This window comes from Carnobacterium sp. AT7 (assembly GCF_000171855.1).
Classification (GTDB): domain Bacteria; phylum Bacillota; class Bacilli; order Lactobacillales; family Carnobacteriaceae; genus Carnobacterium_B; species Carnobacterium_B jeotgali.
The window spans coordinates 32,183-45,063 of record NZ_ABHH01000004.1; the positions used below are offsets into that span (position 1 = coordinate 32,183).

10 protein-coding genes are annotated in these 12,881 nt (G+C 36.3%); 3 read left to right on the top strand and 7 right to left on the bottom strand.

Going from position 1 to position 12,881, the window contains the following annotated elements; translation table 11 throughout:
- Window positions 1–148 precede the first annotated feature (148 nt).
- The 5 genes from CAT7_RS02395 to CAT7_RS02415 form a co-directional block, all read right to left on the bottom strand.
- Entirely contained in the window at window positions 149–2,326 is a 2,178-nt protein-coding gene (locus CAT7_RS02395) for a Tex family protein (RefSeq protein WP_007721615.1), read from the bottom strand.
- 140 nt (window positions 2,327–2,466) lie between these two features.
- Window positions 2,467–3,297, bottom strand: coding sequence for a metallophosphoesterase (locus CAT7_RS02400; RefSeq protein WP_007721617.1), 831 nt, complete (start codon window positions 3,295–3,297; stop codon window positions 2,467–2,469).
- 34 nt (window positions 3,298–3,331) lie between these two features.
- Entirely contained in the window at window positions 3,332–4,849 is a 1,518-nt protein-coding gene (locus CAT7_RS02405; protein ID WP_007721619.1) for an ABC transporter permease/substrate-binding protein, read from the bottom strand.
- Window position 4,850: 1 nt separating this feature from the next.
- Window positions 4,851–5,831 carry an ABC transporter ATP-binding protein gene (locus CAT7_RS02410; RefSeq protein ID WP_007721621.1) on the bottom strand — a complete coding sequence of 327 codons (981 nt, stop codon included), beginning with the start codon at window positions 5,829–5,831 and terminating at the stop codon, window positions 4,851–4,853.
- Window positions 5,832–5,859: 28 nt separating this feature from the next.
- On the bottom strand, window positions 5,860–6,594 hold the full coding sequence (locus CAT7_RS02415; RefSeq protein ID WP_007721624.1) for a metallophosphoesterase: 735 nt from the start codon (window positions 6,592–6,594) through the stop codon (window positions 5,860–5,862).
- A gap of 178 nt (window positions 6,595–6,772) precedes the next feature.
- Here CAT7_RS02415 and CAT7_RS02420 point away from each other — a divergent pair, with 178 nt between their 5' ends.
- From CAT7_RS02420 to CAT7_RS02430, 3 genes are read left to right on the top strand one after another with little or no spacing between them, the layout of a single operon-like run.
- Window positions 6,773–7,633, top strand: a complete 861-nt coding sequence (locus CAT7_RS02420) for an efflux RND transporter periplasmic adaptor subunit (protein WP_007721629.1) — start codon at window positions 6,773–6,775, stop codon at window positions 7,631–7,633.
- A gap of 14 nt (window positions 7,634–7,647) precedes the next feature.
- Entirely contained in the window at window positions 7,648–8,337 is a 690-nt protein-coding gene (locus CAT7_RS02425) for an ABC transporter ATP-binding protein (RefSeq protein ID WP_007721630.1), read from the top strand.
- A 14-nt stretch (window positions 8,338–8,351) separates the two neighbouring features.
- Window positions 8,352–9,578 carry an ABC transporter permease gene (locus tag CAT7_RS02430; protein ID WP_007721631.1) on the top strand — a complete coding sequence of 409 codons (1,227 nt, stop codon included), beginning with the start codon at window positions 8,352–8,354 and terminating at the stop codon, window positions 9,576–9,578.
- A 132-nt stretch (window positions 9,579–9,710) separates the two neighbouring features.
- Here the strand turns inward: CAT7_RS02430 and CAT7_RS02435 are convergent, their stop codons facing one another.
- Window positions 9,711–11,102: an L-cystine transporter gene (locus CAT7_RS02435; RefSeq protein WP_007721632.1), complete on the bottom strand. Its 1,392-nt coding sequence runs from the start codon at window positions 11,100–11,102 to the stop codon at window positions 9,711–9,713.
- Between the two features lie 334 nt (window positions 11,103–11,436).
- Window positions 11,437–12,792 carry a DUF1576 domain-containing protein gene (locus CAT7_RS02440; protein WP_007721633.1) on the bottom strand — a complete coding sequence of 452 codons (1,356 nt, stop codon included), beginning with the start codon at window positions 12,790–12,792 and terminating at the stop codon, window positions 11,437–11,439.
- Between the last annotated feature and the right edge of the window lie 89 nt (window positions 12,793–12,881).

Sequence of the window (12,881 nt, forward strand, 5' to 3'; positions counted from 1 at the left end):
GACTCTTCCTTTTAAATCCTAATTTTATTTCATCAATTAATTACTTAGGCTTTATTTTACAAGTTTACCCGCTTTCCTACAACTAAAAACCGTTGCACAAAAAAAGGAGTTGGGACACGTACTCCCAATTCCTTTTTTTATAAAACTCTTATTCTTTTGGTTTCAACATGGTCAAAGCAATTCGCCCTTTTTTCAAATCAACATTATCGACCCAAACGGTTACGACATCTCCGACTGAAACAACATTTGTTGGGTGTTGCACATACCCTTTACTTAGTTTAGAAATGTGAACCATTCCGTCTTGTTTAACTCCAACGTCTACAAATGCACCGAAATCAACGACATTTCTGACAGTGCCTTCTAGTTCCATACCTGGTATAAGGTCTTCCATACTCAAAACATCCGTGCGCAACAATGGTGCTGCTAATTCATCTCGCAAATCGCGACCCGGTTTTGATAAAGCTTGTACCATATCTTTTACCGTTTCTTTACCTAGCTCAACTTGTTCAGCCAAAGCTGATAAATCCATTTTTTCTAGAACTTTTTTGGCTTCCATACTACCTATATCTGCTAAAGCTAGTCCTGCTGATTCAAGTATTTGTTTTGCCTCTTTATAGGTTTCAGGGTGGATACCTGTATTATCTAATACATTTTTCCCGCCAATAATACGTAAGAATCCTACTGCTTGTTCGTAAGCTTTAGGTCCCAAACGAGCAACTTTCTTCAATTGAGCACGGCTTTCAAAACGCCCATTTTCTTCACGATAAGCTACCACATTCGTTGCGGTTGTTTTATTCAAGCCTGCAATATGTTGCAATAAAGGTGCACTTGCAGTATTCACATTGACACCAACTTGGTTAACGGCCGTTTCCACTACAAAATCAAGTCGTTCTTCCAATTGCTTTTGAGAAACATCGTGCTGGTATTGACCCACACCAACCGATTTAGGATCTATTTTAACCAGTTCAGCTAATGGATCTTGTAAGCGACGTGCGATACTAACCGCACTTCTTTGTTCCACTTGCAAATCTGGAAACTCTTCTCGAGCCGTTTTACTTGCTGAATAAACGGAAGCGCCCGCTTCATTTACAATGACATAAAAGACTTGTCTTTCTAATTCTTTCAAATTCTCAGCAACAAAGGTTTCAGACTCACGACTAGCTGTTCCATTGCCGATTGCAATCATTTCAACTTGGTAAGATTCGACTAGTTTTTTAAACTTAACCGCTGCTTCCGCACGTGCATTTGCGCCTGCTGGTTTATGCGGATAAATCACATCAATCGCTAATACTTTACCTGTAGGATCGATAACAGCTAGTTTACATCCTGTACGGTAAGCTGGATCCAAACCTAAGACAATCTTCCCTTTTAGCGGAGCTTGCAATAACAAATTACGCAAGTTTTCGCCAAAAATATGAATGGCTTGTTCACCCGCTGTTTCCGTTAATTCTGCGCGAATCTCACGTTCAATTGATGGTCCGATGAATCGTTTGTAACTATCTTCGTAAGCAGCTTTTATAAACGGTACCGTTGTCGATTGAGGCTGTTCAATTAATTGTTTTTCTAAGTATTCATGAATTTTTTGTTCATTCAACTCAAAAGAAACCTTTAAAATATCCTCTTTTTCGCCACGATTCATTGCTAAAATACGATGAGAAGCGACTTTTGACAATGGTTCGCTATAGTCATAATACATCTCAAAAGTTCCCTTTTCATCTTTTTCAATTTTTTTGACTTTAGCTGTGATAGCTCCATTTTTAAAACTATAGTCACGAATCCATGTCCGATATCTAGGTTCATCCCCAATTTGTTCGGCAAGAATTTCATGTGCTCCAGCTAATGCCTCTTCACTTGTAGCAATATCATTGTCTTCATTAACGTATTTTTCTGCTTCTACTTGTACACTGTCATTCGGGAAAGACAGCAACCATTCTGCTAAGGGTTCTAAGCCACTTTCTTTTGCAATCGTTGCTTTCGTCCGGCGTTTTTGTTTAAATGGACGATACAAATCTTCCACTAGCTGCATTTTCGCTGCTTTTTTAATTTTCCCTTCTAGTTCTGGTGTTAATTTTCCTTGTTCATCAATCGTTCTTAGGACATCATTTTTACGTTTTTCTAAATTCGTTAAGTAGCTATGACGTTCTTCTATTTCACGTATTTGGACTTCATCCAACGTTCCCGTCATTTCTTTCCGATAACGGGCTATAAAAGGGACTGTATTCCCTTCAGCTAATAGGTCCAAGACCGTAGTTAATTGCTTTTTAGAATAACTTTTCAATTCATTTTTTAATAGATCTAATACTATTGATTCATTTGTTTCAGTCATGTAGTTCTTCCTCTCTCGTTCCACTTTACTCAACTATTTTACCATAAACATAGTACTCTCTCCAAATCACTCTTTTATACCGAATATGATTGCGCCACTAAAAAATGCGCAAAAAGGATTAGTCCCTTTTTGCGCATCTTTTAGTTCTCTGGTAATTGAAATGTTACTATCGCATTAACGATTTCTGCTTCTGGGTCTTTCGTTAGCCAATGTTTAGATCCACCTAAGCACGCACAAATATAGGTGATTTGATTGTCCACTAAGGTTTTCCGGAAATGAACATGCCCCATAATGCTATACGCAATCGGATACGTTTGATACAATTTTTCATATGAAGAACTTCCTAGAAAAGCATTAAAATAATCATAGATTTTATGTGGCAAGGGAACGACAAACTTTGGATGAGTAACCACATGTGTCATTAAAATGACCTTTCGTTCTCCAACGGATTGGAAATCTGATTCTAACTTATTCAGCATCAATTGAGCAATTTGTTTATTCTCTTTTCCCCAATGAACGTAGCGCTTGTCTTGCCATGCACCGAATCTTAATTTCATTTCATTAAATTCTGCTTCGGTATATTTAGTTTGATCTCCATAACCATAGTCATACCAACCAGCATTTCCGATAATTGCCCATTCATCATTCAAAATATAGGGTTTATTTAACAAACTATTCGTTTGATTTTTGAAAAACTGATAGATTTTTTTGGTATCCGTTTCTCCATTTTTTATTGACCAGAAATCATGATTTCCCGGGACAAACAAAACAGGAATTCCACTTATAGTTGTGACTTCATCTAAAAACTGTTGAGATACTAAATAATCACTGCTGATGTCACCTGCAATCAACATCAAATCAATCTTTTGCCGTTTGATTTGCCTAGTAACGATTTCTGCAAATGTTTCGTTCTCAGCTAATTTTTTCTTATTGGTATCAATATGCAAATCTGATAGTACACCGATTTTCATAAACTTCTCCTTTATAGCTTATACATATAATTCTTTATTTTTCTAATAAACCTTGATCCATTAAAAATTGTTGCGCAACTTCACTTGCACTCTTTCCGTCAACATTTACAGCATAATTCATTTCTCGCATTTCCGCATCCGTAATTTTTCCAGCTAATTGGTTTAAAATATCTTCAACTTCTGGGAAATTCTCGATTGTTTCGTCTAGCATCAATGGAGCCCCTTGATATGGCGGAAATAATCCGCGATCATCTTCTAATACAACTAAGTCATATTGAGCAAGTTCGCTATCGGTTGAATACGCATCTACTAGATTAATATCGCCTGTCTCAATAGCTGCGTAACGCAGTTTTGGTTCCATTGTTTGAACTTCACCAAATTTAAGACTATATAAATCTTGAATTCCTAGATAACCATCTTGACGATCAGAAAATTCTAAAGTAAAGCCTGCTTTAATTTCATCTGCGATTGGGATTAAATCAGAAATGGTTTTCAGATCATATTGTTCCGCTAATTCTGATGTAACCGCCAACGTATAGGTATTGTTAAAGGCCATGGGTTTTAGCAACGTCATATCATATTGGCTTGCTAGACCTTTTTTAGCTTGTTTGTAAACGTCTTGTTCATCTGTTGAATTTAATTCTTCATTTAAGAAAGTAGCCAAAATTGTACCCGTATATTCAGTATACACATCAATATCTCCAGATTCTAATGCATTGAACACAAAAGTTGTTTTCCCCATATTGGGCTCCAACGTAACTGCTACATCTGTTTCTTCTTCAATTAAGTATTTATACATATTCATAATGATTTCAGGTTCGGCACCTAATTTTCCAGCAATGACCAATTCTTCTTTATCTTTCATTAATAATGGTGCTATTAACAAGCCTAATATAATGACACTAAGAATGCTTAATGTAATCATTGTTTTCTTAAATGAAATCTTTTCAAATAAGCTTAAAAGGTAATCAAATAAAATGGCTAATAATGCAGCTGGAATAGCTCCCAATAAAATCAAATGATTATTTCCGCGATCGATTCCTAATAAAATAAGACTTCCTAATCCACCGGCTCCAATTAAGGCTGCAATGGTTCCAGTTCCAATAATCAATACCATTGCATTCCGTATTCCTGCCATAATAATAGGCATAGCAATCGGAATCTGTACTTTAGTAAGTTTCCTCCATCGATTCATTCCCATTGCATCTGCCGCTTCATTTAATGATGGGTCAACTTCCATTATTCCAGTGTACGCATTTCTTAAGATTGGCAGCAAAGCATAAATAACGAGTGCTATAACAGCTGGTACAGTTCCAATCCCTACTAATGGAATCATTAAACCTAACAGAGCAAGTGACGGGATAGTTTGAAAAATAGATGTAATTTGAATCATAACCGTCGCCATTCTTTTATGTCTCGTTAAGTAGATTGCCAACGGAACAGCTATAATAACTGCTATGAATAATGAGATAAATGACAATTGCATGTGTTCAATCAGTGCGGTTAATAATTCACTTTTACGTTCCTGAAAGGTAGTGATAAATTCATTCATACTATCTCACCATACTTTCTTTTTCAACTTGAATTTCTTGAGCCAGGTAATCGAGCAGCTGTTGTTTTGTAATCTTGCCAATTAAATTGCCTTCATTCTCTTTAATATTCACAAATTCTTCTCTAGCTAAGGCAACGACCAATGTATCAACCGTATCTTCAAGAGCTAAATAAGGCCCCATTCCTTCAACTGCTTCTCTGACTTCTAACTTTCCAGTAGCTATGATTTGTTGAATCGTTGGAGACTCTTTAAAATCATTAATACCCGTTTGTAAAAAGTTACGCACAAAATCATTTTTAGGGTGTCTTCGAATGTCATCGGGTGTTCCTATTTGTTCTATTTTCCCATTGTTCATTAAACAGATACGGTCTCCCAAAGCTAGCGCCTCTTGCATATCATGCGTTACAAATACAACTGTCTTGTTCAACTTTTTCTGCAGTTTAGCTACATCCTGTTGTAAATTGTGCTTGCTGATTGGATCTAACGCACTAAATGGCTCATCCATTAAAATAATATCCGGATTAGCAGCTAAAGCCCTGATAACACCAATTCTTTGCTGTTCTCCACCTGAAAGTTCAGCTGTTTTACGCTTCCGGTATGCTTCTGGTTCTAGACCAACACTATCAAGAAGCTCGGTCACTCTATTTTGCATATCTTCTTTAGACCACTTTTTCATTTCCGGTACGATTGTAATATTTTCTTCAACTGTCATATTGGGAAATAAAGCAATCTGTTGCAATACATACCCAATATTCCAACGCAATTCTTGTAAATTGTAATCACTGATGGGTTTTCCATCTATCCGAATAAAGCCTGATGTTAATGGAATCAATCGATTGATCATCTTCAGTGTCGTTGTTTTCCCACTTCCACTTGGTCCAATAAACACAAAAAATTCTCCATCTTTTATTTCCAAATCGATATTTGATACTACCGGTTTACCTTTTTCATATTCTTTAGACACATTTTCAAAAAGAATCATTTTATCACTCCTTCATTTTTTCTCTATTTTATATTTCTCCATCCCAAACAAATCCTGTATTATCTAGTTTGATATCTTTGACTAGCTTTTCTTTATTAAATAATACACCATGAAGCGCTCCTCCGTATACAGCTCCTCCATCTATGCCAATTTTATTATCATTGATCCATAAATCCGTTGTTTGATTGTCTCCGAATAAAGCTGGCGTAATGGTATGACCAAACACAATCGTTTTTCCGGTAGTATTTTTTGCTTTATGAAAAGGATCACGAATCCAGACATAATCTTCATCAGACGTTTGATGCCAATCACGCTTAGCTAAATCAACACCTGCGTGGACAAATATAAAATTTCCCCATTCATAATAGAGAGGCAGTGTTTCAAGAAAAGGGCGCAGCTCAGGATAACGACTAGTTAAAAATAATGCCATTTCTGTAGGTGAATATTCTGCATCTAAACCTGGATGTAAGAACGTTTCAAGAGTTTTCATTCCACCATTTAAACAGTAGAGCTCATAATTTTTTTCAGGATGATCCATAAAAGCCAACAACATATCTTCATGATTGCCTTTTAAATAGATCGCTCCTTTTTGCTCCACTAAAGTCTTTGCTAGTAAGAAACAGTCTTTTGGATTCTCGCCACGATCGCCTAAATCCCCAATTAGAAGCAACTGTTGGGACTCTTCATCCCAATGGCTCAACAGTTCTTTAAACAGTGAGATTTGGCCATGAACATCCCCAATTGCAAATAATTCTCTTTTCATCATCTAACACCTCTTTAGCGCTTTTCATTAGTATACCAGTTGCCCGATAGATTTTATAAAATAATGATTTTATCATTTAAAATATAAGAGCTTAGTCTAGACTATAAAAACTAAAATCATTATAATTAATAAAACGCTTACCACTTCTAATGTCCCCATAGAAAGGAAGTATCGTACTATGAATTGGAAAAAAGGAATCGGAATTATTATAGCTATTGCGGTCATCATTTTTATTGTTTACAGCGTCGTAAATTCTAACTCAGAGGAAGAAACAATTAACGTCCAAACCGCTAAAGTAACGCAAGAGACAATCAAGGAAACGTTAAGCACAACTGGAATAATTGAGTCTACCCAAACACAAGCTATATTTGGACAAGGGTTTGTTCAAGATGTGCCAGTAAATGTAGGTGATTCTATTGAAGAAGGAGACCGCCTTATTTCTTATAGTGATGGTACAACCCAGACGGCTGACTTTAGCGGAACAGTCACAACTGTTAACGCAAAAAATGACCAAGTAGATTTGAGCAGTCAAACTGGAGAACCTGCTATTGTTATTGCCGACTTGACGGATTTACAAGTGACTATAAATTTAAGCAAATCAGATGCACCTCTTGTTGAAAAAGGACAAACTGTCGTTCTAACAACTGGAGAAGAATCATTTAATGGAACAGTCTCACACATTGATCCGGTAGCCTCAACTACAACGAGCCAAACTGGTACATTGACGGCTGTAAAATCCATTATTTCATTTGATACGCCACCTGAAAATCTATTTGTTGGCTTCGATATTGATGTAGCTATTAACACAAACACTGCTGAAAATGTTTTGGCTATTCCAATTGAAGCCCTATTATACAATGAAGATAATAAACCGTACGTTTATGTTGTAGAAAATGGAAAAGCAATAGTTAGACAGATAGAAACGGGTATTCAATCATCTACCCACGTAGAAGTAAAAGATGGCCTAGAATTAGACGACTCAATCATATTATCTCCTGATGATACTATCAATGACGGCACCCTAGTGACGAGTAAATAGAAAGGAGTACGAACATGATTAGTGTGAAAAATATTATTAAAACGTATACAACTGGTGCCGAAACATTAGTCGCTTTAGATACCATTTCCCTGGAAATAACTGCGGGTGAGTTTACTGCAATAATGGGACCCAGCGGATCCGGAAAATCGACATTGATGAATATTTTAGGTTTATTAGATCGCTTTGATTCTGGTACGTATATGCTGAATGATCAAAATGTAAGTGATTTAACGGATAACGAAAGTGCAAAAGTGCGCAATAAGGAAATCGGATTTGTTTTTCAATCCTTTAATTTGATGCCGCGTATGTCCGTTTTAGAAAATGTTGAATTGCCATTAGTTTATGCAGGTGTGAAAGCTAAAGAAAGACGAGAACGTGCTTTACAAGCCTTAGAGCGTGTCGACCTAAGCAATCGCGTTAAACACAAACCAAATGAAATTTCTGGTGGTCAAAAACAACGGGTTGCCATTGCTCGAGCGATTGTAAATAATCCTTCTGTATTAATGGCAGATGAACCTACAGGAAATCTTGATTCTAAAACAACAGTCGACATTATGCGTATTTTCCAAGAACTGAACGCCGAAGGAACAACAATTTTAATGGTCACCCATGAACCTGAAGTAGCCTTATATACTAAACGAATTGTCACGTTTAGAGATGGTGTATTAGTAAGCGACCAGCCGCAGCAGCAAAAATTAGTATAGAAAGGAGCTTTCGCATGAATATTCGCGAGAATTTCAAAATGGCTGTAGATAGTATCTTTTCAAATAAATTGCGCTCCCTCTTAACTATGCTGGGCATTATTATAGGAATCGCGGCTGTTATCGCCATTCTATCCGTAGGGAATGGCGCAACTTCAGAGATCACAAAAACGTTCAATGATTTTGGAGCTTCTACCATTTCGGTGTCTGTCAGCGACAAAGCTTCAGTTGATGCAACTATTACAGACGCTGACATTGAAGCACTAAAGAACTCTATTCCAGAAATCACTCGTATCTCGCCAGATAATACGGCTAATACGACCGTACGTTCAGTTTTTGATAGCCGCTCAGCATTGGCCTTTAGCGGCACATCCGATTTGCAATACACCAATCGGTCAATGGAAAGTACTATCACCTATGGACGTTACTTCAATCAAAGTGATTACGATGATGCAAAAGAAGTTGTCGTGATTACTGAAGATACAGCTGCGGCGTTATTCAACGGGCGCCAAAATGTTATTGGAGAGACCATACAGCTGATTGGCAACACCGGAAACACATTAAATTTAAAAATTATTGGTATCATGGAAGGAACTTTTCAAGAATTACAAGGCTCATTTGATTTAAGCCAAATGCCGTTATATTTGGCTCTCCCTCTTACAACAATGAAAAAATTGAATCCCACAGTAGCCGTTATGAATAGTTTGACCGTCCAAGTGACAGATAAGGATGCAATTGAATCTGTCTCGAATCGCATGGTTCGCCTATTAGAAACCAGACATGATACCGTAGGAGAAGATATGTATACAGCAACGAATTTCTTGCAAGCACTTGATCAAGTAGATTCAGTCTTAGGCTTATTCGTCAACTTCATTGCTGCTGTAGCAGGGATTGCTCTATTAGTAGGTGGAATTGGTGTTATGAATATTATGTTGGTTTCAGTCACTGAACGAACCCGTGAGATCGGGACAAGAAAAGCTTTGGGGGCAACAACAAACACCATCCTTTTTCAATTTTTAATGGAAGCTGTTATATTGACTTTGATTGGCGGAATCATTGGCCTTGTATTAGGAATACTGCTTGCAAACGGCATTGCTAGTGCATTAGATATTGTTCCAACTATTACTTTGGGATCCGTCCTTTTAGTACTTTTGTTTTCTACTGCTGTTGGTGTTTTCTTTGGTATCTATCCGGCTCGAAAAGCTGCAAAGCTAGATCCAATCGAAGCGTTAAGATACGAATAATTTTTTGTCCCAACAGCAAAATAACATTAATTCACTAAGGTCCCTGTTTATTAATAGACAAAAAAAACGTTCATTGCTAAAGTGCAATGAACGTTTTTTAAGTGACTGAAACTGTTAGCTCAGTCTATTTTTTTAGATGTCAGACTTTACAACTGCAGAGTCATCATTGAAAATTTCTTCATTGAATGTTTTTAATCGTTTAGATGATACGATACCTGCAATCATACTGTCATTTACATTCAGCAATGTACGAGCCATGTCAATGATTGGTTCAACCGAGATAACTAATCCAACGATTGCTACAGGTAAGTTTAATGATCCTAATACGATCAATGCAGCAAAGGTTGCTCCACCACCTACACCTGCAACACCAAATGAACTGATGGTAACAACTGCCATAATTGTAAGAATGTATGCTGGGCTAAAAATATCTATCCCTGCAGATGGAGCTACGATAGCAGCCAACATTGCTGGGTAAATTCCAGCACATCCATTTTGTCCGATAGACAAACCAAATGTTCCAGAGAAGTTTGCAGAAGCTTCATCTACACCTAAAGCTTTTGTTTGTGTTTCAATATTCAATGGTAATGCTCCTGCACTAGAACGTGCAGTAAATGCAAAACTCAATACAGTAAAAGTTTTTTTCAAATATTGGATTGGGCTAACTTTAAATCCAAGTAAAATAAGCATGTGAATTAAGAACATGACAATAATTGCTGCGTATGAAGCAATTACAAAAACACCTAAATTAACGAGTGCATTAAAATCACTTGTTGCTAACGCTTTGGTCATCAATGCGAAGATTCCATAAGGTGTTAAACGCAATACCAATGTAACAATACGCATTACAATCGCATATAAACTGTGAATGATCTTAGCAAAGAATTCACCGGCTTCTTTATCTTTACGGTGAACACCTAAGTAAGCTACTCCCACAAAAGCCGAGAAAATAACAACAGCAATTGTACTTGTAGAGCGAGCATTCGATAAATCAGCAAAGAAATTAACTGGAATAAATTCTAAAATTTGTTCTGGAATACTTAAATCCGCTACTAATGCTTCTCTTTCGCTTAATTCTGCAATACGTGCAGTTTCAGCAGCACCTTGACTAAACTCTGCTCCATCTAAGTTAAATACCATCACACTTGCAACCCCAATTAAAGCAGCTATTGCTGTTGTTGCTAATAAGGTTGCTAATACATTAAAACTAATTTTTCCAAGGTCTTTAGACCCCTCAATTTTTGTAAAAGCTCCTACAATGGATACAAAAATCAATGGCATGATTAACATTTGTAAAAATTTAACATAGCCTGTACCGACTATACTGATCCATTCAATAGATCCCGTTGTTACCTCACTGCTTGAGCCGAATATCAATTGTAAAACAGCTCCGAATAAAACACCTGATCCTAAAGCAATAAAAACACGTGTTGAAAATTTCATGTGTTTCTTTTGTAATTGCCAGAACCCAACCAGTACCGCAACAAACAGTACTAATATAATACCTATATAAAGATTTGTCATAATGATCCTCCCTTTTTTTGCTCTCTTAAATAAGAAAGCAGATCCATCATAAGATTAAAGGTCTCAAGTAGCCCAGTCCAAAGTGACTACCCTAAATTCAAGGATTTTCCTCAATTTTTAGTGACTAATAAATATTACTTTACTTTTGTAAGGAAATCAAGTAAAAAATACTATCTAGCCTATCACATTGAAAACTTAACTCATCATATTAGGAGGAATATTTTTGCTAAAAAACTTCATCTTGAAAACTGCTACACAAAAAAATTAATAAAACTAAACGCTGCAAACTAACGAGAAGACATTAATTTAAAGCGTTTAATTTTATTATTCCAAGCTATTTTTTGGGTTCTTCTAGATCTTTAACAGATTCAGTGTTGATCATAGGCTCTGTAAGTTCTTTATTTTTCCGTTTACTTTTATGGAAAAAAAAGACTTCTAATAAAGGAACAATTATGGCTGCTGTAAACCCGCCTGAGAAACCATTGTTATAGAGATTCATACCCGCATGTAAATAACTTATATTAGTTACAATAACCATATGCAAACTGCCTGCTAAAACACCTGCTATTACCCCATAGTGCCCACTAACTGGTGCTAACGTTGTTCCAAATAGTGCAGTAAGTAAAAAACTAGTGCTCGATAATTCAGTTGATGTTAACCATCCTACGAGCAGCACTCCTAAAAGAATAGGAAAAACGTTTTTTATATGTTTTCCGAAAGCTCCAAAACCAACTACTGTAAAGATCCCTCCAATAACTGGTCCATTTAATTCTCCTTTTACTACCAATACAAAAGTAGTAGTTAGCATACCTAGCAAAGCCATATTTATGAAGGTCAACCCTAAACCATGGCGTTCAATAAAATCTGGTCCACCTCTTCCGTCTTCTTTCAAAAATTTAGCATATCCCGAAAATGACCTTCCATTAAGATAAATTCCTGCACTAAGTAATAAAACAAACAAACTGTAAAGATAAATAGATAAAGGTTTATTATAACCAGATGACACTAAATAAACTGTATCTACTTCTATCCCATAGGCTCTGAAAAATGCAATAAAAGCCATCCCAATAATTCCAGCAGTAAATCCAATGTTATAGAGACTAAATCCTTTATGAAAACTAACAAAGTGACGTGATAAAGGTGGCAAAATCAGTCCAACAACAATGCCTGCTGTACAACCTAAAAAGATTCCCATAAAAAACGAAAATCCACTATTGAACGCTACTTCACTCACTAATGGCCCTAAAGCCGTACCGTATAAAGCAGATAACAAATAATTTTTAAATGGTGTACGAGTCAATTTCGCATACAATAATACCCCAACAATAATTGGAATAGAATTAAACAAATTTTTACCAAATAAAGAAAAGCCTGCTATCGTGAAAATAGCAGCAAATAGTGGTCCTGTTAGCGCTACTTTCGTTGAGCGGATAATTAATAAACTCTTTATAATCATCAATGCTGCATTGATGAATGCCGCACCAACATTTGCAAGTTTAAAATAGTCCGTTATAAGGTTAGCAGGAGAAATAAGAATCTTAATACTCCCGCGCCATATTTCTTCAAGTGTATTGAAGTAAAGAGCTAGCCCAACTAGCGTAAACGAGAATAAAAAAGCTATACTATATTTTATTTTTTCCAGAATTATTGGATCTTCTACCTTTAAAGGTAGAAATCTTACTTTTCCCATACGCATCAACCTCTTTTCTTTGATCACCCGATTAGTCTTTTAGTTGTCTTTTTCAAAAAAGCGAGTACTTGCTATTTAAAAATAATAAC